Origin of the sequence: Nocardioides baculatus (assembly GCF_016735675.1) — a bacterium.
Taxonomy (GTDB): Bacteria; Actinomycetota; Actinomycetes; order Propionibacteriales; family Nocardioidaceae; genus Nocardioides; species Nocardioides baculatus.
Genome location: NZ_JAERSG010000001.1, coordinates 297,530 through 318,016 on the forward strand (window position 1 = coordinate 297,530; position 20,487 = coordinate 318,016).

A 20,487-nucleotide genomic window follows, 5' to 3' on the forward strand; every position below is an offset into this window, starting at 1 on the left:
CCTCACGGGCACACCGACACCACCTGGTCGAGGCCTTCCCGCCATGCGTGGGTGGACGTGACCACCGTCCCGGAGTCGGCGTGGAGGGCGATCGAGACGGGGAAGAGGGACTTCGCGGTGTCCACCAGCACCGACGACGTACGACGACCGGCCGCGTTGAAGGACCACAGGACCGCACCGCGAGCCAAGCCGCGGTCGTTGACCACGTGCACGCGGCCGCGGACGGGGTCGATGGCGACCTGCGGGATGAGACTGCCGGGGTTGCCACGATCGGCGGTCCGCACGACGTGGGTGGTGCGCAGCCGGCCCGAGGGACGATAGGTGCGGATCGAGGTACGGTCCCCGGCGGCCACCACCGCGACGACGTCCCCCTTCGGCGTCACCGCCACCGCGCTCTCGAAGGTGCTGCCGACGTCGCGATAGCTCCGGACGAACCTCGAGCGTCCGCGGGCGTCGAAGGAGAACAGCTGCGTCGGCTGCCGGATGGTCGTCGGCTCCGCCAGGACGTGGATCCGACCGCGCGCAGGGTCGAGGGCCGCCTCGAGACGGCTGGGGAAGACCACCCCCGACTTCCGCTTCTGCCATCGCAGCGCACCACCGGTGTCGTACGACAGCAGGACGAGGTCCTGGCGCTTGGAGCGCGCACGGTCGACGCGCCTCGTCGTGCCGGCGACGTACACGCGGTCGCGCTCGGCGTCGATCAGGAGCTCGTCGGCGATCGTCAGCCCCTCCCGCGGTCTCCACCCCCGCGAGAAGGCGAGCGCGCCCGAACGGTCCCAGCAGCTCGTGACCCAGCCCGACGCGTCACGCTTGCCACCCACCGGCCCCAGCGCGCAGGCCAGCCCTGACTCGGGGTCGACCTCGAGATCGGCGACCGAGCTCATCGCGATGCCCGTGTCCTCGTCGCGCAGCACCTGACCGTCGCGGTCGAGCACCACCATCCTCAGCGGTCTCTGGTACGCCCCCGCCAGCACGACGCGGCCGTCGGTCGGGTCGACCTCGATCGAGGTGAGGCCACCGGTCACCTCGGTGCTCCACTCCACCGCACCTGTGCGCCCGTCGAGGCGACGGACGACCTGGCTGCCCTGGAAGAGCACGGTCATCGCGAGCACGTCGCCGTCGGCCTGGTCGACCGCGAGGACCTGCCCGTCGCCGGGCAGCTCGCTGGAGTCGCGCCACTGGACGTCGTACGCCTGCGCGGGCGCGCCCATGCCGACGACGAGGGCCGCCGCGGCGACGAGGGCGATGGACGAACGCATGGACTTCTCCTTGGGTCAGGTCCCCGTATGACGCGCCCGGGGCCCGATGAGTTGTCGGTCAGCGTCGCATCAGCAGCGCCGAGTCGCCGAACTCGTGCCACAGGTAGCCCTCGGCCACCGCCGCGTCGTACGCCGCCTGCGTCAGGCGCTCGCCCGCGACCGCCTCGACGAGGAGCAGGTGCGACGCCATCGGGTCGTGCCAGCCGGTGACGAGTCCGTCGACGATCCGCGGCGGGTCCTGGGGCGTGATGACCCGCTCGGTCCAGCCGCGGTGCGCGACGACGTACGACCCGCGCACCGCCGACTCGACCGCGCGGGTCGCCGTGGTGCCGACCGCGATCACCCGGCCACCGTTGGTGCGGGCGCCGTTGATGATCCGCGCACTGGTCGGCGGGACCTCGAACCACTCCGGCCCCGGTGCCTCGCCCGCTTCCTGCGACGAGACGCCGGTGTGCAGCGTGACGGGCGCGAGCTGGACGCCTGCCGTGACGAGGCGCGTGACGAGGGCGTCGGTGAACGGTCGCCCGGCCGACGCCATCTCGGCACTGCCGGGGTGGCGGCCGAAGACGGTCTGGTAGCTCGCGAGCGGGTAGCGACGCTCGAGGTAGCCGTAGGCGATCGGCCGTCCGTTCCAGGCGAGCTGACGGTCGAGGTCGCCGCGGATCGAGGCCCGCCACAGCCGGTTTCCGACACCGGTCGGGGACGAGGCCGCGCCGGGCCAGGGCTCGCGGATCGTGAGGCGCACGTCGCCGACCACGACCTCCTGCCCCGGGCGCGCGTCGAGGATCGCGCGGCCGGCGTCGGGTGCGGTCCGCAGCTCGACCACGCGGTCACCGTCGTCGAGGTGGTGCGCGACGTGCAGCACGATCTCGGCGTCGTCCGTGGTCGCGTCGACCTCGGCGGCGATCGTGGCGGAGGTGTTCACGACCAGCACGTCGCCCGCGCGGAGGTGGTCCGGCAGGTCCCGGAACCGCTCGTGGGACACCCCGTCCGGGGTGCCGACCAGCAGGCGGACCTCGTCGCGGGCGAGCCCGCGCTCCTCGGCCGGCTGCGGCGCGAAGGCCGACGCCTTGAAGTGCGTGTGCGGGGTCTCGGTGAGCAGCGACATCAGACGTCACCCCTGAGGTCAGCAGCCCGGTAGCGCCCCGTCTCCGGCCGCTGCTCGATGAGCGCGAGCAGGTGCGGGACCACGGTCTCCGGCAGCGGGCGGTCGGAGATGTCCTCGCCGGGGAACGCGTCCTGGTGCATCGCGGTGCGCATGTCGCCCGGGTCGACGGCGTACGCCGTGAGGCCGGTCTCGGCTCCGTAGGTCAGCGTCACGTGGTCGAGTGCCGCCTTGCTCGCGCCGTACAACCCCCACGTCTCGTAGTGGTTGACCGCCGCGTCGGAGCTGATCGACAGGAGTACGCCGTCCGCCTCGCGCAGCCACGGCAGCAGCGTGCTCGTGAGGACCAGCGGGCTGCCGATGTTGGTGCGCCAGACCTGGGTGAGGTCGGCGATGTCGACCTCCTCGAGCTCCTTCATCAGGAGCGGGCCGAGGGTGCTGGCGTTGTGGACCAGCAGGTCGAGGCGTCCGGCCCTCTCGACCTCGACCCTCAGGCCCTCCCGGTGGTCGGCGTCCGTGAGGTCGCCGACGATGGTCGTCACCCCGTCGGGGAGGTCTGCCTCCTTGAACTTCTCCTCGCTCCGGCCGTCGGTGATCACGCGCCACCCTTCGGCCGCGAGCGCCCTGGTCAGGGCCAGGCCGAGCCCGGCCGATCCCCCGGTGATCAGTGCCACCCTTGTCGTGTTCTTGGTGTCCATGCGACCATCGTTCAAGTTCAAGTGAACTTGAGTTCAAGGGGTTCTTCTGATGGATGCTCGTGACCTGCTGCCGATGGGCGAGATCTCGCAGCGCAGCGGCTTCGCGGCGTCGGCGATCCGCTTCTACGAGGCCGAGGGGCTGATCGAGGCGCACCGCTCGGGCGGCGGGCAGCGCCGGTTCGAGCGCAGCGTCCTGCGCCGGCTCGCGTTCATCCGGGCGGCCTCCAACGTCGGGCTCTCGATCGAGGAGATCCGTGCGGAGCTGGCCCGCCTGCCGGGCAATCGCACTCCGACCAAGGCCGACTGGCACCGCATCTCCCGTCACTGGGGGGCGAGGCTCGACGAGCAGATCGCCGCACTCCAGCGGCTCAAGGGCGGCCTCGACAGCTGCATCGGCTGCGGTTGCCTCAGCCTCCGCTCCTGCGCCTTCTCCAACGCCGGCGACTGGGCGGCGACCCAGGGCCCCGGCGCCCAGCTTCTGCCCGACAGCCTGCGCAAGCCCCACCCGACCAAGCGTGCCTCCGGATAGTCCAGTGAGATGTGGCTGTCCGGACGGCCGTTCGGCAGCCAGACGTCACTGGACTACCCGGCCCGGTCGGTCGGGGTCGGTCGGTCGGGGTAGTCCACCGGGTTCCTGCGGGTAGTCCACCGGGAATTGGCTGGAGAACGCGCGCCCTCGCGACCAGAACCCGGTGGACTACCCGGGCTCGCCGAGGGTGAACAACGTCAGCTGCATCCCGTCGGGCGCAGCGACCCGAGCGTTGCGATCACCCCACGGAGTGAGTACGGCGTCCGCGACCGCCGTCGCGCCGGCGTCGACCAGCGAAGCAGCGGCCGCAGCGGCGTCCGGCACCCGCAGCGCAAACCGCACCTTCCCGGACACCCGCCGCCCGACCTCGAGGTCGTCGACCATCGCGGCCTGCGCCTCGTCGAAGAGCTCGAGCGTCGCCCGACCGGCGTCGAGCAGCAGCACCCGCCCCTGGTCGCCGCTCCAGTCCGCCACCTCGGGCAGCCCGAGCGCGTCGCGGTAGACCCGTACGGCAGCGTCGAAGTCGTCGACGGTCAGCGTGATCCGGAACTCCTGGACATCGGTCATGCCCCGATCGTCCCGGCTCAGGTGCACCTGAGGTCAAGGCCTGTCAGCGCGGCGCTTCCCGCCGACCGGCTTGTCCTTGAGGGCCGACTCGGATCGTTGCCGCGGGATGTGGATCGAGGGCATGCCGCGGTACCCCTCCGCGCGGCGGATCGCCCAGAGTATGAACACGATCACCGCCGCGATGAGGAGCCACAACACCAGCAGCAACCACTCCAAGACCACGCCTTTCCGGTCGGGCACCTTACTGAAGCGCGCGCCACGGGCGGGTGACTGGACCAGACCGCTAGCCCATATTGGTGATGCCGTCAGCTGCTGACAGGGCGCCCGAACCACTCGCGGACGACCTTCACGTCGTGGTCCGCGAGCTCGACGTCGGCGGCGGCTGCACGGGCGAGGATGTTGGCCACGAACGCGTCCGCGATCTCGTCCGCTGCCGGCGGAGGCTGGCGGAAGAGGGGGCACCCGGCGTACGCCGCCCCATGTACCACCAACGACGGCGCCTTCCTGTTGATCTGGAGGCCGTCACCCCCGAGCTGGTCCCGCGCCGCCTTGGTCATCTCGCTGAGGTTGAACTCGTGAGTGGCGACGTACGCGGCGAGGAACGAGTGGATGCGTGTCCAGCTCTCCGGTGTCAGGGCGGTGAGCTTCAGGGCGGAGGTCACCCTTGCCACCACCTCGGGCACGTTCGCGGGATGTACGACGGCCGCCTCGGCAGATCCATCGGACGGCCGCGTGTGCCGCGACTCGTCCCACAGGTAGTGGCCCTCGATGCGCATCCGGGGCAGGTCCAGGGCGCGCACCGCACGCAGGAAGCCGCCGCTGCCGAACCAGGCGCTGGCGGTCGTCACCGGCCCCAGCTCGTTGCGGAGGCGACCACCCAGCGCAGACAGGTTGAGCGGTTCTGTCGCCTCTGCGTAGTACACAGTCATCCGCTGGGCGAACTGCGCTCGCGCGTCGTCCTCGGTCAGGTCCGCTGCAGCCGTTCCGTCCGACGGGGCCGCCGCCTCAATCTCGAGGCTCGCCTCCAGGTCGTCGACGCGAGTGTCGATCAGCTCCACCAGGTCGTCCCCGCCGATGAGTCGGTCGGCGACCGCCTGCATGACGACCGCGGAGTCGGACGGCGACATCAGGGTGACGACCCGGTCGGCTGCCCGCAGACGCACGAGGAGGGGTGTCATGTCGGAGTCACCTGACGCGATGACGAACTCGTCGTAGTGCGCGTCGGCACCGAGCGCCTCGATCGCGTCGATCACCAGCCGGATGTCGGCACCGTTCTTCGCGTGCGACAGGCGGGGGCAGTCGACCACCTCGAACCCGGCGTCGGTGAAGGCCCCGCGGAACTTGAAGAAGGTGACGCGCGCGCCCTCCGTACGCGGGTCCGGCACCGAACCGGACGGGTTCATGTAGCAGCGCAGCACGAGCCAGCGGCGCGAGGCACCCGACTCCGTACGCATGCGGTCGAGCCACTTCGCTGGCGCCTCCGCGAACTGGAAGGCCACGGCCGGGTCCAGCTTGAGCAACCCACTGAACACATTGTCGAAGTCCAGGTAGAGCGCGCTCCGAACATCCCCCATGCGACGAAGTGTGCCGCCGCGAGAAGACCGGCGATGAGGAATCACGCGGAAAGTGCACCGCCGAGTCGACCGGGGGACTGCGCATGACGGCGACATACCCGGGGTACTCCGCGGCGTGAACACGTTCTACGTCCGCTCGTTCGCCCAGGTCATCGGCATGCTCACCGCCACCGTCGCCCACGCCGCGGCGACCGCGGTGCACGCCACCCGACGTACGCGCTGAGCGGCACCCGACTGGTCTCGACCACCCTGTTCTGCCCGCCGTCGCGGAAGTAACGTCCGAGGACGGACGGACGACGGGGAGGTGCGCCGATGGCGAAGCCCGCCATCCTCGCGGTCGACGACGACGTCGCGGTGGTCGCAGCCGTGGTGCGCGACCTGCGGCAGCGATACGGGCAGGACTACCGCGTCCTGCGGGCGACGTCCGGTCCCGAGGCGCTGGAGATCCTCGCCGACCAGCTCCTCAAGGACCGCCCGATCGCGGCCGTCGTGAGCGACCAGCGGATGCCCGGGATGACCGGCATCGAGGTGCTCCAGCAGGTGCGCGAGCAGTCGCCCGACACCAAGCTCTGCCTGCTGACGGCGTACGCCGACACCGACGTCGCGATCCGCGCGATCAACGAGATCGGGCTCGACTACTACCTGATGAAGCCGTGGGACCCGCCCGAGGACACCCTCTTCCCCGTGCTCGACGAGCTGCTCCGCGACTGGACGCACGGCCACCCCGACCGCGACTCCGAGGTGCGCGTCGTCGGCCACCGCTGGTCCGAGGCGACCCACGAGGTCAAGACGTTCCTCACCCACAACCACGTGCCCTTCCGCTGGCTCGAGGTCGACTCTTCCGACGAGGCCGCACGGCTGCTCGAGCTCGCCGGCGAGGGCGAGCTCCCGGTGGTCGCGCTGCCCGACGGCTCGGTCCTCCGCTCCCCCACCTCCACCGAGCTCGCCACCGCGCTCGGCCTCAACACCCAGGCGACCAAGCCGCTCTACGACCTCTGCGTCGTCGGCGCCGGGCCGGCCGGCCTCGCGGCCGCGGTGTACGCCGCCTCCGAGGGGTTGCAGGTCGTCGTGGTGGAGCGCGACGCCCCGGGCGGCCAGGCCGGGCAGAGTGCGTCGATCGAGAACTACCTGGGCTTCCCCAAGGGCCTCTCCGGCGCCGACCTCACGCACCGCGCGGTCGCGCAGGCGTCACGGTTCGGCGCGGAGATGGTGCTGGCGCGCGATGTCGTCGGCTTCGAGACCCGCGGGCCCGTACGCGCGGTGCTGCTCGACGGCTCGGCAGACATCGAGGCGCGCGCGGTCCTGGTGGCCAGCGGGGTGTCGTACCGCCGTCTCGACGCCCCCGGCCTCGACGACTTCGTCGGCCGCGGGATCTACTACGGCGCCAGCGCGAGCGAGGCGCCGCAGACCGTCGGGGAGGACGTGTACGTCGTCGGCGCGGCGAACTCGGCCGGGCAGGCCGTGCTCAACTTCGCCAAGTACGCCACGAAGGTCGTGCTCGTCGTGCGCGGCTCGTCGCTCGAGGCGTCGATGTCGCAGTACCTCGTCACCCGCATCCTCGACACCCCCAACGTCGAGGTACGGCTCCGGACCGAGATCGTCGGCACCCGCGGCGACGGCCACCTCGAGGGCGTCACCCTCTGTGCTGCGGGCGAGGTCGACGAGGTCGCCACCAGCTCGGTCTACATCTTCATCGGGGCCGCGCCACGGACCGACTGGCTCGGGGACGCCGTCTCCCGCGACGAGCGGGGCTTCGTGCTCACCGGGCCCGACCTGCCCGCTTCCGCCGCCTGGCCACTGGAGCGCGGTCCCTTCGCACTGGAGACCAGCGTGCCCGGCGTCTTCGCCGCGGGCGACGTACGCCGTGACTCGATGAAGCGCGTCGCCTCGGCCGTCGGCGAGGGCGCGATGTCGGTCTACCTGGTGCACCGCTACCTGGCGGCGACATGAGTCTGGTCTCCGAGCTGCGCGCCATCTCGATCCTCGACGGCTTCACCGACGAGCAGGTGGCCGAGCTGGCCGCCGCCGGCGAGGAGGTGGCGTACGAGCCGGGCGACCGGATGTTCGACGAGGGTCGCCCCGCCGAGCACTGGTGGGTGATGCTCGAGGGCCGGATCGACGTCGTGCGCCGGGTCGGCAACGAGGAGGTCGCGATGGTGACCATCCAGAACCCTGGCCAATGGGCCGGCGGCTTCCGCGCGTGGGACGAGCACGGCGTCTACATGGGGTCGGCGCGCGTGATGGACGCCAGCCGGGTCTTCCGACTGAGTGCCTCCGAGCTGGCGCGGTTCGGGCAGGAGTGGTTCCCGTTCGCGGTGCACCTGCTGTGCGGGCTGATCGTGACTGCCCGGCGCATCGAGCACAACGCCCGCGAGCGCGAGGCACTCGTGGCCCTCGGCACGCTCGCCGCCGGGCTCGCACACGAGATCAACAACCCCGCGTCGGCCGCGGTCCGCTCGGTCGGCGCGCTCCAGCAGTCGAGCGACGACGTCTTCGCCTCCCTCCAACGGCTAGCCGGGGCAGGGATCGACGCTGCGCAGTTCACCGCCCTCGACGAGCTGCGGCGCTCGATCGACGTCTCCGCCGCGCCTTCCGGTGTCGCACTGGCCGACCTCGAGGAGTCCCTCACGGACTGGCTCGAGGACAACACCATCGACCGGTCGTGGGCGATCGCTCCGGCCCTGGCTGCGGCGGGCGTGCAGTCGTCCCTGCTCGACCGGGCTGCTTCGTCCCTGTCGGGGCCGGCGCTCCAAGCGGGCCTTGAGTGGGTGGCCTCCGCCGTCACGACGACCGCCCTCATCAACGAGGCGCAGGACTCGACCCGCCGCATCTCGGACCTCGTCTCGGCCGTGAAGTCCTACTCCCAGATGGACCGCGCCGCCGTCCAGGAGATCCGCGTCGTCGACGGCCTCGAGAGCACCCTGATAATGCTCGGCCACAAGCTCCGCGAGGGCGGCGTCACCGTCGTCCGCGAGTACGACGACGCCGTCCCGCCGATCACCGCCAACCCCGGCGAGCTCAACCAGGTCTGGACGAACCTCATCGACAACGCCGTCGACGCCATGGAGGGCGGCGGCACCCTGACGGTGCGGACGTACGCCGACGAGCGCCACGTCGTCGTCGAGATCTGCGACACCGGCCCCGGCATGACCGACGAGGTCGCCGCCCACGCCTTCGAGCCCTTCTTCACGACCAAGGAGGTCGGCAAGGGCACGGGCCTCGGCCTCGACATCTCCCGGCGGATCATCGTCGAGCGGCATGGGGGTGAGATAGGTGTGGAGTCGGTTCCGGGTGCGACGGTGGTGCGCGTGCGCCTGCCTCTGGGAGTTGAGCGTTAGGGCCTTCCGACGACTGTCGGGGGCTTGACGCACCGGGGGTTCCTTCTCTGAGCGCTTGGAGGCGCATGCTCAGTGATCTGCTCCTACCTATGGGAGCGAGGTTGGCGCGGCCGATGCGATTTTCGGATTCGGCATCGGCACGGGTTGGGGACGTTTAGCCTCTCGGGGATCATGAACCAGAGGGAGTCCCCGAGAATGACCCACGTCTTTCGCGTCGTCATCACCGCCGTTGCCAGCCTCGCGCTGCTGATGGGCGCAGTGGTTGGACTTAGCGCCGTAGGCGCATCGGCTGCCACCGATATGGACTGCACCGATTTCTCCACGCAGGCCTCGGCACAGTCGTTCTTCCTGGCCGCCGGTGGTCCGTACTCGGACCCCCACTTTCTTGACTCCGATGGTGACGGGGTTGCTTGCGAGAGCAACCCCTGCCCTTGCTCCTACGGCACGACGCCGACGACGCCCGCGACGACGCCGACACCCACTCCGACACCCACTCAGACACCGACTCCGATCCCAACGCCGACGCCGACGCCGACTCCCCCAGCCGAGGTGATCCACGTAGTGAGGGTCATCAACGGCCAGTTGATCAAGGTGCGCGAGGGCGCGAATTCTCCCGAAGTCGTGCACCTTCTCGGGGTCACCGTTCCGAAGCGATCTTGCGAGGCCAGGGCGGCCAAGAGGGATCTACGCTCGTGGGTGAAGCCGGGCATGGTCGTGATATCCCACATCGACGAGAAGGCACCCGACCGCGACGCGCAGGGCAACCTCTACCGCGCCCTGGAGCGCCAGAAGGGTGGATGGGACATCGGAGGTAGCCAGATCGACACCGGTTTCGCCAACGTCGATCGCAGCGTGCGCTTCAGCTTCAAGAACACCTATCTGCGGTGGGAGCGCAAGGCGATCGCCCGGTCCAAGGGCTACCACGGCACTTGCTGACCACCCCACGCTTCAGCTGCTGTTCACACGAGAGACAGTCCGCCGCCAGCGACGCAAGTCGTCCGCTTGCCGTCCTCAGGGGTGACCGGGCACCGACGAGCCGTGGCTACTGTCGAACGCATGACCAACTCTCCCCACATACCCGACCACACCCTCACCCTCAGCGGCGGAGCAACGATCCCGCTCCTCGGCTTCGGCACCTGGCAGATCAAGGGCGACGACGCCGTGCGCGCGACCGCCGCTGCGCTGGAGGCCGGCTACCGGCACCTCGACACTGCGACGGTGTACGGCAACGAGGCTGAGGTCGGGCGGGCGCTGGCCGAGAGCGGCGTGGCGCGCGACGAGGTGTTCGTGACGACGAAGTGCCCGCCGGACAACGTCGGCAAGGAGATCGACACCCTCAAGAAGAGCCTGGAGCTGCTCCAGCTCGACCACGTCGACCTCTGGCTCATCCACTGGCCGGGCAGCGGCTCGGACAACACCACGCTCTGGCAGGCGTTCATCGAGGCGCGGGACGCCGGACTCACCAAGGAGATCGGCGTGAGCAACTTCGACGCAGCCCTCCTCGACGAGGTCACCCAGGCCACCGGCGAGGCTCCCGCCATCAACCAGATCCGCTGGAGCCCGCTGCTCTTCGACGCGCAGACCGTCAGCGAGCACCGCGACCGCGGTGTCGCGCTCGAGGGCTACAGCGCGCTGCGCGGCGGCACCCTCGACCACCCGGCGATCGGCGAGATCGCCGAGCGCCTGGACCGTACGCCCGCCCAGGTCATCATCCGCTGGCACCTCCAGCACGAGACCGTCGTCATCCCGAAGTCCGTCAACGCCGACCGGATCCACTCCAACGCCGACGTCGGCGGGTTCGAGCTCAGCGCCGAGGACATGGCGACGCTCGACGGGCTCGGCGGCAGCTAGGCCCGCTCCTCGGCGATGCTGTTGCCGCCGTCGACGACGAGGCACTGGCCGGTGACGTACGACGAGCCGGGCGTGCAGAGGAAAGCGACGGCGGCGGCCACCTCGTCGGGCGTCGCGCTCCTGCCGATCGGCGTACGACGTCCCTGCCGCACCTCGTCGTCGGTCTGGCTGCCCGTGGCGATCCACCCGGGTGCGACGGCGTTGGCGGTGATGCCGTCGGCGGCATGGTCTACCGCCACCGATCGCGCGAGGCCGACCATCCCGGCCTTGGCAGCGGCGTACGCCGCCTCGTCGCGCATCGCCATCACCGCCCCGGTCACCGACGTCACCATCACGATCCGACCCCAGCGGGCCTCGCGCATGCCGGGAAGGACCGCGCGGGTCGCGAGGAACGCGGTGTCGAGGTTGCGGGACAGCGCCGAGCGCCACGCCTCGTACGACAGGCCGTCGACGCCGCCGGTCTCCGCGCCGCTCCCGGAAGCCAGACCGAAGGCGGGCGCGCTCGTGCTCGTCATCCCCGCGTTGTTCACCAGGATCGTCGGCGGGCCGAGCACGTCGGCCACGCGGGCATGAGCGTCGCGCACCTGCTCCTCGTCGGTGAGGTCCGCGATGACACCGACGGCCCGAACGCCGCGCTCGGTCAGCTCGGCCACCCGGTCCTCGACGCGGGCGGAGGTCGCACCCAGCGCGACGTCCGCACCCAGGGCCCCGAGGAGCGACGCGGTCGCGAAGCCGATCCCGTCCGGCGAGCCGGCACCGGTGACCCAGGCGACCCGTCCGGCGAGGCTGAACGCGTCAGGCAGCATGGGCGAAACCCTCCCACGACGCGGAAGGGCCCTCGACCGCCGCGACGGTCGAGGGCCCGGAGCCGGTCAGGAAGTGGCGAGGAACGGCGCGAGCCAGTCCTGCGCGACCTCGATGTCGACGCGCTGGTAGCCACCGAGGTATCGGCAGTTGTCGGTGTAGGCGTAGCTCGTCACGGTCACGAGGTAGCCGTTGAGGAACGTCGGGCCTCCCGAGTCGCCGAAGCAGGTCCCGCCGGTGCCCTTGGTGTCGTTGGGGTTGCCGTTGAGCTGGAGGATCTGGTCGGTCAGCTTCTGCCCCGGCTGGTCGGCGTATCTCCGGATCAGCGGGAACGTCATCGGGGTCGGCTTCTGCGGGCCCGAGTCGGGCTTGCGGACCTCGGTGCCGTAGCCGACCGACGTGAAGATCGTCTTGTTGAGCCTGGGCTGGGCGTAGTCGTCCAGGTAGTTCAGCGGAGCGATCTTCGCCGGCTCGATGCCGGTGACCGGACGGTCCAGCACGATCACCCCGACGTCGTTCCAGTTGTCCAGGTCGGTGAAGTCGGAGTACTCGGGGTGCGTGTACGCCGTGCCGGACCGGAAGCCGGCCGCCTCGATCTCAGCCTGCGTGTAGCCGTTGGCAGGATCCGCGGCGGCGGCGTAACCGCTGCTGGGGCCGGTCTCCTTCACGACCGACCGGAAGTCCACGAGCGTCTTGCCCTTCGTGCCGTCCGTGCAGTGGGCGGCCGTCAGCAGCACCGTGGGCGTGACGAGGGTCGCCGAGCAGCGGAACCGGCCGGTGCCGTCGTAGAAGAGGATCAGCCCCACGTTGGGGTGGGCGTCGCCGTCCGGCGTACCGCCGGTCACGGCAGCGGCTGGAGCCGCCGTCATGGCACCCAGCGTCAGCGCGGTCACCAGCACCGCCATGGCGGCCTTGAGTCGAGATCGCATGCACTCGTCCTTCGTTCGTCGGTCCCCGGGCCCATCGATGCTAGGCACACGTCCGCGCGACGGGAAGGACCTCGACACCGCAGGGACCGTGCAGGTTTGTCAGCGCGAAGGACTAGTCCAGTGCACATGCAGAAGAGCCCCCGACCGCCGAGGCGGTCAGGGGCTCTTCGTGGTTCAGATCAGGAGACGCGAACGTTCTCGGCCTGGGGACCCTTGGGGCCCTGGGCCAGGTCGAACTCGACCTTCTGGTTCTCGTCGAGCGACTTGTAGCCGTTGCTCTGGATCGCGGAGAAGTGGACGAACACGTCCTCGCCGCCACCGTCCTGCGCGATGAAGCCGAAGCCCTTGTCAGCGTTGAACCACTTGACAGTTCCTGAAGCCATGATGCTGTTCCTTTGTTTTCGTTCGCGGGCTGTGTGCCGGCGACCTGCTGAAGACATCCACCTGATGGAGTCCAGCGAACCGAAAACCAGGAGTACAAGACACGAGCCGTACGTCTTGTACGGCCAGGACGACCTTGGGGGTCGTCCCTTCAACACCCTCCACAGTAGGGCATCGACCACACTTGTGGCGTTTCCGCGACCTTCGACCTAGCCCGCCCGGGTGAAGGATGCCTCCAGCGCGTCGAGCACAGCGGTCCGCTCGCGCAGGGCGATGCGCCTCATCACCGGCGTCGCGGGGCCGTAGAGGCCGTACGTCTTGAGGCGGGCGTCGTGGCGGACGAGGGTCTCCTGCGCGCTGACCACCTCGAGCGTGTAGCCCGGCCAGCCCTCGGCGAGCCGGGAGCCCCACGGCGCGTCCTGCCACCAGTGGTAGACGAGCCGCGTCGGCTGCTCGAACGTCGCCACCTCGCCGGGCGCCTTGCCGAACAGCGTCCGGTCCTCGTACGTCGTCCCGAGCCCGACCGGGCCGTCCGAGGTCTTGCGCGAGCCGCGCCGGATGCTGCCCTTGTGCGGCTGCCACTCGTTGATCGACTCGATGTCGGCGAGCTTGTCGAAGACCGCCTCGATCGGCGCCCTGACCACGCGTTCGAGGTGGAGCTCCGTCTCGCCCATGCACTCATGATCTGCCTGCCGTGGGTGGGGTGGAAGGCCGGTCTAGTGGGGCTGCGGCAGGATCGGCGGCATGACGACCGAGGGCTACGAGCTCCGCACCGAGCTCGCCGACATGGACTTCGACCGCATCCACCCGTGGCTCAGCACCGACGCCTACTGGGCGATGGGGCGCACGCGCGACAACGTCGAGACGGCCGCGCGGAGCTCGCTCAACTTCGGGATCTTCACCAGCGACGGGCAGCAGGTGGCGTACGCCCGGGTGCTCACCGACCACGCGAACTTCGGCTGGCTCGCCGATGTGTACGTCGACCGCGACCACCGCGGTCGCGGCGTGGGTCGGATGCTGGTGGAGGGCGTGATGGAGCGGCTCGAGCCGATCGGGCTCAGCCGCGTCCTGCTCGCGACGCGCGACGCGCACGACGTCTACGCACGGTTCGGGTTCGAGCCGCTGCCGAACCCCGAGATCTTCATGATCAAGAGCTGAAGCGCCACTCGATCGTCGAGCGGTAGGTCTCCCCCGGCTCGAGCACCGGCGACGGCCAGTCGGGGTGGTGGGGCGAGTCGGGGAAGAGCTGCGGCTCGAGGGCGACGCCCGACCTGGGCGCGTGGACGGTGCCGTCGAATCCGTCACCGGTGTAGACCTGCAGCCCGGGCTGGTCGCTCCACACCTCGAGCCTCGTCCGTTCCGACGACAGCGCCGCGTGCCGCCGGAGGCCGTTGCCCCGCACGACGTAGTTGTGGTCGATCGATGCTCGCAACGGAGCGGGCGAGCGGAGGTCGTACGGCGTACCGGCCACCGGCGCGTGCTCGCCGAGCGGGATCCCCGTGTCGTCGACGGGCGTGTACTGGTCCGCCTCGACGACGAGCTCGTGGTCGTCGATCGTGCCCTCACCGTCGAGGTCGAAGTAGGCGTGGTTGGTCATCCCCACCACCGTCGGCGCATCGGCGGTCGCTGACATCTCGACCATCACCGTGCTCCCTGCGACCGCGTAGCGCACGCGGGCCGTCACCTCGCCCGGGAAGCCCTGGTCCCCGTCCGGACTCGTGAGCGTCAGCTCGATCGCGTCGTCGGTGTGCGACGCCACGTCCCACAGCCGTACGTCGAAGCCCTCGGGCCCGCCGTGCAGGTTGTTGCCCCGGTCGTTCGTCCCGAGCCGGACCGTCGTACCGCCCAGGTCGAAGCGACCGCCGGCGATGCGGTTGGCGTAGCGCCCGATGGTCGCGCCGACGTAGTCCGGGCTCGCCAGCCGTTCGGCGACATCGGCGTGGCTCAGCACGACGTTGCGGCCGTCGACCAGCAGCCGGTGGACCGTTGCGCCCAGGGTGAGCACCTCGACGACCGGCCCTGGCGCGGACCCGATCGTCAGCAGCCGGACGTCGCGTCCGTCGGGCATCTGGCCGAAGACGCGTGGGGAGGTCATGCCTTCCATCCTCGACCACCGTCAGGTGTGACGCGGGGACCGACCCTCGGCTGGACGACCCTTGGCTAACGTTCACACCTCACCGACGGAGGCGCCATGTCCGCACGACCATCCGAGCACGTCACGCCCCGCCCGGAGGCCTCGGCCCCGGGGACCAACTGGGCCGGCAACCACACCTACAGCGCGGCTCGCCACGTCCGTGCGCGGTCCGTCGAGGAGGCGCAGACGGTCATCCGCGACTCGGCGCGCGTACGACTGCTCGGCACCCGGCACTCGTTCAACGCCCTGTGCGACACCGAGGGGACACTGCTCGACCTCACCGGTCTGGTCGCCGAGCCGGTGCTCGACGTCGAGCGCGGTACGGTCCGGGTCGCCGGCGGTACGCCGTACAACGACGTGGCGGCGCACCTCCAGTCCCGCGGCCACGCGCTGGCCAACATGGGCTCGCTCCCCCACATCTCGGTGGCGGGCGCGACGTCGACGGGCACGCACGGGTCCGGCACGGGCAACCGCATCCTGGGTGCGGCCGTGAGCCGCATCGAGCTGATCGGCGCGGACGGCGAGCTGCGCACCGTCGCCAGGGGCGACGCGGACTTCGACGGCTCCGTCGTGGCGCTGGGCGCGTTGGGGGCCGTCGTCTCGCTCGACCTCGACGTGGAGCCGACCTACGACGTGCGCCAGGACCTCTACGCCCACCTGCGCTGGAGCGAGGTCGTCGAGGAGATCGACGCGGTCCTCGCGTCGGGGTACAGCGTCAGTGTCTTCGGCCGGTGGAACGACGCGGATCCGACCGAGGTGCTGGTGAAGACCCGCACCACCGACGACCGGAGCCCCGCGGACTGGATCGGGGCCACGGAGGCCGTGCCGGCCACCACCGCCTCGCTCACGCTCGGCGAGGGCGACCACCTCACCGTCCGTGGCGCACCCGGCCCGTGGTCCGACCGGCTGCCCCACTTCCGAGGCGATCGGCAGCCGAGCTTCGGTGAGGAGATCCAGTCGGAGTGGTTCGTCCCTGCCGCGGCGGCCGCCGCTGCCCTGCGAGCGGTCACGGACCTCGCCGACGCCACCAGCGGTGAGCTCGCGGCGCTGCTCATCGTGAGTGAGATCCGCGGCATCCGCGCCGACGAGCTGTGGATGTCGCCCGCGCAGGGGCGCGAGACGGTCGCGCTCCACTTCACCTGGCGGCGGGAGCCGGCGGCCGTCCTCGCGATGGCCCGCCGCGTCGAGGACGCCCTGTCGCCCTTCGGCGCCCGGCCGCACTGGGGCAAGGTCTGGGACCGGATCGACCACGGCCAGTACCCACTGCTCGACGACTTCCGAGCGCTGGTCGAGCGGGTGGACCCCGCAGGGAAGTTCCGCAATGCCGTCGTCGACCGGGTGCTCGGCACGCCCTGAACGCCGAGGGGTCACTGCACGGCGGTACGCGCCTCGATCGCACGACGGCGGCCATGTCCTCGTCCGGCCGTGGGTGGCGGCACACGACACGTCCCCGGCCGTGGGTGGCGGCACACGGCACGTCTCGGGGCCGCCGGCATGCGGTGTGCCGCCACCCAGCCGAGCGCGGATGCTGTGTGCCGCCACCCACCCGGGGCCACGACGGCCCGAGTGCCGGAGGTCAGAGCAGGCCGAGGCCCTCCGCGTGGAGACGTACGGCGTCGGAGTCGGCGCAGAGCACGAACGGGACGTCCGAGCCCCACGCGTCCGACACCGCCTCCACCCGCCCGTCGCCCGGGTTGAGGCGCACCTCGCGGATGTAGACGGCGAGGATCCGGTCGGGGTACTCGCGGACGATGTCGGCGTAGATCTGCGGGTCGCGCTCGCCGGAGTCGCCGAGCAGCACGAAGGAGAGGTCCGGGTGGAGGTCGAGCACCTCGCGGATCCGCGTGTGCTTCTGCTCGCGCCCGTGCCGGTTGCCGAGCAGGTCGCGCAGCAGGACCGGGCCGAGCGGGAAGTCACGGTGCCGCAGGAACGCGAGCAGGAAGGCGTGGAGGTTCCACGGGCTCGACGAGACGTAGAAGACCGGGTTCACCCCGGCCGCGAGGTCGCGGTAGAGCTCCGGCGCCCCAGGGAACGCCGTCCGGGTCAGCGCCGAGCCGGTGAAGGTCTGCACGACCATCCGCAGCGCCCGCTGCACGCCGGTCTCGAGGATCGTGTCGTCGACGTCGGAGAGGACACCGAACCGGGCGTCGGTCGCCGGGACCCGCACCTCGACGAGCGCCGGTTCGGCGTCGCTGACGCCGCGGTAGTCACCCCGCAGCTCGACGGTCCCGGTCGTCCACGGCGCGGTCAGCGAGCCGGCCGGCGTCGGCACCCGCACCAGGAAGTAGCCCTCCGCGTCGGACTCGGCGTCCACCGAGACGCCGGCGACCGTCACCCGCAGCGGCACCCCGGGCAGCTCGTCGGTGACGAAGTGCCGGAGCGTACGACGTGTCGCTGCCCGCACACCCTCCTCGGGCATCGCCTCCGAGGCGACCGGGTTGTCGAGCACGCGGCCGCGCACCACCGTTCCGGCAGGACCGCCGTGCCCGATGTAGGGCTCGATCCGGAAGTGCTCGGGAGTGCTGTCGCCTCCACGCGAGTCCCAGGCCCGCTCGGCCGCGAGGACCAGTCCCTTGAGGTTCACCACGCCACCGTAGGCGGGGTCACCAGCGTCCGTGCACCTGCTCCCGGATGCGACGGTCGTAGAGGTCCGCGATCGCAGCGACCAGCGAGTCGGGCAAGGAGCCGACCGCACCGGCGGCCGCGTTGGACCGGGCCTGGTCGGTGTTGCGAGCACCGGGAATGACCGTGGAGACACCCGACAGCTGCGCGACCCACGCGATCGCGGCCTGCGCGGGCGTCACGTCGAGGCCGCTCGCGGCGACGAGCCGGGCGAACTCCTGCGCCGCCTCGACGCCAGTGGCGAAGTCGACGCCGGAGAACGTCTCGCCGACGTCGAAGGCGCTGCCGTCGCGGTTGTAGGTGCGGTGGTCGTCCTCGGCGAACGTCGTGTCCAGGCCGTACTTCCCCGACAGCAGGCCCGACGCCAGCGGCACCCGGGCGATGATGCCGACGCCGGCCTTCTCGGCAGCCGGCAGGACGGCGTCGAGCGGCTTCATCCGGAACGCGTTGAGAATGATCTGCACGCTGGCGACATGGGGCCGCGCGATCGCGCTGAGCGCCTGGTCGGCGGTCTCGACGCTGACGCCGTAGGCCGCGATGACCTGCTCCTCGACGAGCCGGTCGAGGACGTCGTAGGTCGCGTCGTCGTCGATGACCTCGCTGGGCGGGCAGTGCAGCTGGACGAGGTCGATCGTGTCGACGCCGAGGTTGCGGCGCGAGCGGTCGAGCCAGGCACGGAAGTTGGCCTCGACGTAGTTGGCCGGCACCTGCTCCTCGCGGCGGCCCATCTTGGTCGCCACCACGAACCCGGCGTCGGCGTGCTCGGCGACGAAGCGACCGACGAGCTGCTCGCTGCGGCCGTCGCCGTAGACGTCGGCGGTGTCGTAGAACGTCACGCCCGCCTCGGCCGACGCCTCCAGCACCGCGCGGGCGTCGTCCTCGCTGACATCGCCCCAGTCGGCACCGAGCTGCCAGGTGCCGAGGCCGATCACCGAGACCGGGCGACCGGTCCTGCCGAGGGTTCGCTGCTCCATGCCGGCCACTCTTGCAGGGCCGGCCAACGGGTCAGGAACGCAGGCCGGCCCGGAGCTCGTCCAGCGCCTCGTCGAGCGAGACCCTCGGCGACCAGCCCCAGCCCGCGGCGCGGTCCGCGCGGATCGCGCCGGTCCAGGCGGGCTGGTCGTCCCAGGTCGGCTCGACGCCGAGCGCGTCGCAGACCGCGCCGAGGTAGTCGCGCTGGGTGGCGCGCGGTGCGGCCACGTTGACCGGGGTGCAGCCGCCCAGCACCGGGCCGGCGGACACGTCGTCGCGGACCGGGATGGCACCGGTGGCCAGGTCCGCGGTGAGGGCGGCGAGGTCGGTGACGTGGACCCACGCCACCGTCGCGTCGGCGACCGCGTGCCGTCGCGACTCGTCCTGCGCGATGGCGGCCGGCTGGACGGTGTTCCACACCGACGACTCGCCCGGGCCGAGGATCATCGGCGGTCGCACCAGGACGCGGGTCGTACCTCCCAGCCGCGCCAGCGCCTCGTCGAGGTCGCGCTTGATGACGCCGTAGGGGTTGGAGTCGTCGGGGACGTAGGCCGACTCCTCGGTGACGTCGCCCGTGCCCGGGCTGCGGTCGTACACGCCGGCAGTCGAGATGTGCACGACGAGCGGTACGCCCGCATCGCCCGCCGCAGACGCGATGGCGAGCGTGCCGTCGAGGCCGATGCGCCGCTGCTCGTCGGCGTCGCCGCCGAGCGGGTGGACCGTGGTCACGAGCGCGTCGGCCCCCGCGACGACCGACGCCGCGAAGGCCGCGTCACCGAAGTCGCCGACGTGCTCCTCGACGCCGGGCACGTCGGGCGCGGTGCCGGGACGGCGTACGACCGCGCGGATCGTCGCGCCCCTCTCGCTCAGCGCGGACACCACGTGGCTGCCCACGAGTCCGTTGGCTCCGGTCACGACGACGATCGAGGAGGTCATGTCTCCACCTTGTCAGGGCGACCCAGGAGCACGTGGGCGACGACCGCGACCCAGATCGGGGCGAAGACGAGGCTGGTGAGCACGTCGGTGACGTGGTGGGCGCCCTCGTAGAGCCGGGACGGCGCGACGATGACCGGCGCGAGGAACAGGACCCACGCCCATCGACGGGACGACGGCACGGTCCGGAAGAGGTAGATCGCGAGGGCGCAGTAGACGACGATCGCCGTCATCACGTGGCCCGACGGGAAGCTGTGGTCCGGCACCAGCCCCGGGTCGAGGATCTTCACCGGCGGCCGGTCGCGGGTGATCAGCAGCGTCACCACGAGGTAGAGCGCGAGCGTGCCGGCGACCAGCACCGTGAAGTAGACGAGCGGCACCCGGGTCTTCTGCAGCCGCCACAGGACCAGAGCCACGACCGCGGCGATGATCACGCCGACGATCGTGTCGGCGACGTGGCTGCCCCACTTGGCGAGGAACTCACCGTCAGGGGTCCTCTGGTCGGCGATGGACCGGGCGATGTCGTCGTCCCACGGCTCGACGGTCGACTCGAGCGGGTGCGTGATCAGCCACCCGACGGCCGTGACGGCGGCGGTCAGGGCGACCCACCACGCGGTCAGGGTGAGGGCGGCCTGCTGGGTCCTGCGGTTGATCTCCACGAGAGCAGAGCGTGCCAGCAGCACGCGCCGAGCGGCAGTCCCCCAGGGGTGAGTGCCGACGACCGCTCGTCGTACGACACCGACCGCCCGTCGCTCCGCCGCGTCCACCGACCGACCGGCCCGCGCGGCCCC

The 20,487-nt window shown here is 71.1% G+C and carries 22 protein-coding genes; 7 read left to right on the top strand and 15 right to left on the bottom strand.

The features are described 5' to 3' along the window. Positions 1-2: 2 nt before the first annotated feature. Genes JI751_RS01460 through JI751_RS01470 form a run of 3 tightly spaced genes read right to left on the bottom strand, consistent with a single transcriptional unit; the run spans position 3 to position 3,062 of the window. Positions 3-1,259 (bottom strand): PQQ-binding-like beta-propeller repeat protein, encoded by a 1,257-nt coding sequence (locus JI751_RS01460; protein WP_201932540.1) that lies wholly within the window; start codon positions 1,257-1,259, stop codon positions 3-5. 58 nt (positions 1,260-1,317) lie between these two features. Then, positions 1,318-2,367, bottom strand: a complete 1,050-nt coding sequence (locus JI751_RS01465; RefSeq protein WP_201932543.1) for an S-adenosylmethionine:tRNA ribosyltransferase-isomerase — start codon at positions 2,365-2,367, stop codon at positions 1,318-1,320. After that, positions 2,367-3,062 carry an SDR family NAD(P)-dependent oxidoreductase gene (locus tag JI751_RS01470; RefSeq protein WP_201932545.1) on the bottom strand — a complete coding sequence of 232 codons (696 nt, stop codon included), beginning with the start codon at positions 3,060-3,062 and terminating at the stop codon, positions 2,367-2,369. The genes JI751_RS01465 and JI751_RS01470 overlap by 1 nt, the downstream gene beginning before the upstream one ends. Before the next feature lie 49 nt (positions 3,063-3,111). Here JI751_RS01470 and soxR point away from each other — a divergent pair, with 49 nt between their 5' ends. After that, on the top strand, positions 3,112-3,591 hold the full coding sequence (gene soxR / locus JI751_RS01475) for a redox-sensitive transcriptional activator SoxR (protein ID WP_201932547.1): 480 nt from the start codon (positions 3,112-3,114) through the stop codon (positions 3,589-3,591). Between the two features lie 168 nt (positions 3,592-3,759). Here the strand turns inward: soxR and JI751_RS01480 are convergent, their stop codons facing one another. The 3 genes from JI751_RS01480 to JI751_RS01485 form a co-directional block, all read right to left on the bottom strand. After that, complete coding sequence (locus JI751_RS01480) at positions 3,760-4,158, bottom strand: VOC family protein (RefSeq protein WP_201932549.1); 399 nt, start codon at positions 4,156-4,158, stop codon at positions 3,760-3,762. Positions 4,159-4,191: 33 nt separating this feature from the next. Next, positions 4,192-4,374, bottom strand: a complete 183-nt coding sequence (locus JI751_RS20740; protein WP_236665514.1) for a hypothetical protein — start codon at positions 4,372-4,374, stop codon at positions 4,192-4,194. Positions 4,375-4,463: 89 nt separating this feature from the next. Next, a complete protein-coding gene (locus JI751_RS01485) occupies positions 4,464-5,732 on the bottom strand; it encodes an NYN domain-containing protein (RefSeq protein ID WP_201932552.1) in 1,269 nt (422 codons plus the stop codon). Positions 5,733-6,044: 312 nt separating this feature from the next. Here JI751_RS01485 and JI751_RS21350 point away from each other — a divergent pair, with 312 nt between their 5' ends. The 4 genes from JI751_RS21350 to JI751_RS01505 all read left to right on the top strand — a co-directional run bounded on the left by JI751_RS21350 (position 6,045) and on the right by JI751_RS01505 (position 10,921). Then, the gene (locus JI751_RS21350; protein WP_201932555.1) at positions 6,045-7,682 is read left to right on the top strand and encodes an NAD(P)/FAD-dependent oxidoreductase; all 1,638 of its coding nucleotides are present in this window, start codon (positions 6,045-6,047) and stop codon (positions 7,680-7,682) included. Beyond that, complete coding sequence (locus tag JI751_RS01495) at positions 7,679-9,070, top strand: sensor histidine kinase (protein ID WP_201932558.1); 1,392 nt, start codon at positions 7,679-7,681, stop codon at positions 9,068-9,070. The genes JI751_RS21350 and JI751_RS01495 overlap by 4 nt, the downstream gene beginning before the upstream one ends. A 195-nt stretch (positions 9,071-9,265) precedes the next feature. Further along, entirely contained in the window at positions 9,266-10,006 is a 741-nt protein-coding gene (locus tag JI751_RS01500) for an excalibur calcium-binding domain-containing protein (RefSeq protein WP_201932561.1), read from the top strand. A gap of 120 nt (positions 10,007-10,126) precedes the next feature. Continuing rightward, on the top strand, positions 10,127-10,921 hold the full coding sequence (locus JI751_RS01505) for an aldo/keto reductase (RefSeq protein ID WP_201932563.1): 795 nt from the start codon (positions 10,127-10,129) through the stop codon (positions 10,919-10,921). Here the strand turns inward: JI751_RS01505 and JI751_RS01510 are convergent. From JI751_RS01510 to JI751_RS01525, 4 genes are all read right to left on the bottom strand, one after another. Continuing rightward, positions 10,918-11,727: an SDR family NAD(P)-dependent oxidoreductase gene (locus tag JI751_RS01510; RefSeq protein WP_201932566.1), complete on the bottom strand. Its 810-nt coding sequence runs from the start codon at positions 11,725-11,727 to the stop codon at positions 10,918-10,920. The two genes, JI751_RS01505 and JI751_RS01510, sit on opposite strands and share 4 nt — an antisense overlap. A gap of 66 nt (positions 11,728-11,793) precedes the next feature. Then, positions 11,794-12,654 (bottom strand): S1 family peptidase, encoded by an 861-nt coding sequence (locus JI751_RS01515; RefSeq protein WP_201932569.1) that lies wholly within the window; start codon positions 12,652-12,654, stop codon positions 11,794-11,796. Between the two features lie 179 nt (positions 12,655-12,833). Then, positions 12,834-13,037, bottom strand: a complete 204-nt coding sequence (locus tag JI751_RS01520; RefSeq protein ID WP_129475981.1) for a cold-shock protein — start codon at positions 13,035-13,037, stop codon at positions 12,834-12,836. Positions 13,038-13,244: 207 nt separating this feature from the next. Then, positions 13,245-13,709 (bottom strand): SRPBCC family protein, encoded by a 465-nt coding sequence (locus JI751_RS01525; RefSeq protein ID WP_201932572.1) that lies wholly within the window; start codon positions 13,707-13,709, stop codon positions 13,245-13,247. A 70-nt stretch (positions 13,710-13,779) separates the two neighbouring features. Here JI751_RS01525 and JI751_RS01530 point away from each other — a divergent pair, with 70 nt between their 5' ends. Then, positions 13,780-14,193 (top strand): GNAT family N-acetyltransferase, encoded by a 414-nt coding sequence (locus tag JI751_RS01530; RefSeq protein WP_201932576.1) that lies wholly within the window; start codon positions 13,780-13,782, stop codon positions 14,191-14,193. Here JI751_RS01530 and JI751_RS01535 read toward each other — a convergent pair. Next, positions 14,183-15,130 (bottom strand): aldose epimerase family protein, encoded by a 948-nt coding sequence (locus tag JI751_RS01535; protein WP_201932578.1) that lies wholly within the window; start codon positions 15,128-15,130, stop codon positions 14,183-14,185. The genes JI751_RS01530 and JI751_RS01535 overlap by 11 nt on opposite strands. A 96-nt stretch (positions 15,131-15,226) precedes the next feature. Between JI751_RS01535 and JI751_RS01540 the strand changes: the two genes are divergently transcribed. Next, positions 15,227-16,525 (top strand): FAD-binding protein, encoded by a 1,299-nt coding sequence (locus JI751_RS01540; RefSeq protein WP_201932581.1) that lies wholly within the window; start codon positions 15,227-15,229, stop codon positions 16,523-16,525. 220 nt (positions 16,526-16,745) lie between these two features. Here JI751_RS01540 and JI751_RS21660 read toward each other — a convergent pair whose 3' ends face one another. The 4 genes from JI751_RS21660 to JI751_RS21665 are packed head-to-tail and all read right to left on the bottom strand — an operon-like array spanning position 16,746 to position 20,355. Then, positions 16,746-17,753 (bottom strand): App1 family protein phosphatidate phosphatase, encoded by a 1,008-nt coding sequence (locus tag JI751_RS21660; RefSeq protein WP_201932584.1) that lies wholly within the window; start codon positions 17,751-17,753, stop codon positions 16,746-16,748. Positions 17,754-17,772: 19 nt separating this feature from the next. Further along, positions 17,773-18,765, bottom strand: a complete 993-nt coding sequence (locus tag JI751_RS01550) for an aldo/keto reductase (protein ID WP_201932586.1) — start codon at positions 18,763-18,765, stop codon at positions 17,773-17,775. Between the two features lie 31 nt (positions 18,766-18,796). Beyond that, on the bottom strand, positions 18,797-19,699 hold the full coding sequence (locus JI751_RS01555; RefSeq protein WP_201932588.1) for an NAD-dependent epimerase/dehydratase family protein: 903 nt from the start codon (positions 19,697-19,699) through the stop codon (positions 18,797-18,799). Further along, positions 19,696-20,355, bottom strand: coding sequence for a phosphatase PAP2 family protein (locus JI751_RS21665; RefSeq protein WP_201932590.1), 660 nt, complete (start codon positions 20,353-20,355; stop codon positions 19,696-19,698). The genes JI751_RS01555 and JI751_RS21665 overlap by 4 nt, the downstream gene beginning before the upstream one ends. Positions 20,356-20,487 lie beyond the last annotated feature (132 nt).

Bases quoted from the DNA above. Each gene is read 5' to 3' on its own strand.
- JI751_RS01520 (WP_129475981.1), bottom strand. From the start codon at position 13,037: ATGGCTTCAGGAACTGTCAAGTGGTTCAACGCTGACAAGGGCTTCGGC.
- JI751_RS01550 (WP_201932586.1), bottom strand. From the start codon at position 18,765: ATGGAGCAGCGAACCCTCGGCAGGACCGGTCGCCCGGTCTCGGTGATC.
- JI751_RS01505 (WP_201932563.1), top strand. From the start codon at position 10,127: ATGACCAACTCTCCCCACATACCCGACCACACCCTCACCCTCAGCGGC.
- JI751_RS01485 (WP_201932552.1), bottom strand. From the start codon at position 5,732: ATGGGGGATGTTCGGAGCGCGCTCTACCTGGACTTCGACAATGTGTTC.
- JI751_RS01530 (WP_201932576.1), top strand. From the start codon at position 13,780: ATGACGACCGAGGGCTACGAGCTCCGCACCGAGCTCGCCGACATGGAC.
- JI751_RS01480 (WP_201932549.1), bottom strand. From the start codon at position 4,158: ATGACCGATGTCCAGGAGTTCCGGATCACGCTGACCGTCGACGACTTC.
- JI751_RS01510 (WP_201932566.1), bottom strand. From the start codon at position 11,727: ATGCTGCCTGACGCGTTCAGCCTCGCCGGACGGGTCGCCTGGGTCACC.
- JI751_RS01525 (WP_201932572.1), bottom strand. From the start codon at position 13,709: ATGGGCGAGACGGAGCTCCACCTCGAACGCGTGGTCAGGGCGCCGATC.
- JI751_RS01460 (WP_201932540.1), bottom strand. From the start codon at position 1,259: ATGCGTTCGTCCATCGCCCTCGTCGCCGCGGCGGCCCTCGTCGTCGGC.
- JI751_RS01540 (WP_201932581.1), top strand. From the start codon at position 15,227: ATGTCCGCACGACCATCCGAGCACGTCACGCCCCGCCCGGAGGCCTCG.
- JI751_RS01465 (WP_201932543.1), bottom strand. From the start codon at position 2,367: ATGTCGCTGCTCACCGAGACCCCGCACACGCACTTCAAGGCGTCGGCC.
- JI751_RS01470 (WP_201932545.1), bottom strand. From the start codon at position 3,062: ATGGACACCAAGAACACGACAAGGGTGGCACTGATCACCGGGGGATCG.
- JI751_RS01500 (WP_201932561.1), top strand. From the start codon at position 9,266: ATGACCCACGTCTTTCGCGTCGTCATCACCGCCGTTGCCAGCCTCGCG.
- JI751_RS01555 (WP_201932588.1), bottom strand. From the start codon at position 19,699: ATGACCTCCTCGATCGTCGTCGTGACCGGAGCCAACGGACTCGTGGGC.
- soxR (WP_201932547.1), top strand. From the start codon at position 3,112: ATGGATGCTCGTGACCTGCTGCCGATGGGCGAGATCTCGCAGCGCAGC.
- JI751_RS01535 (WP_201932578.1), bottom strand. From the start codon at position 15,130: ATGACCTCCCCACGCGTCTTCGGCCAGATGCCCGACGGACGCGACGTC.
- JI751_RS01495 (WP_201932558.1), top strand. From the start codon at position 7,679: ATGAGTCTGGTCTCCGAGCTGCGCGCCATCTCGATCCTCGACGGCTTC.
- JI751_RS01515 (WP_201932569.1), bottom strand. From the start codon at position 12,654: ATGCGATCTCGACTCAAGGCCGCCATGGCGGTGCTGGTGACCGCGCTG.
- JI751_RS21350 (WP_201932555.1), top strand. From the start codon at position 6,045: ATGGCGAAGCCCGCCATCCTCGCGGTCGACGACGACGTCGCGGTGGTC.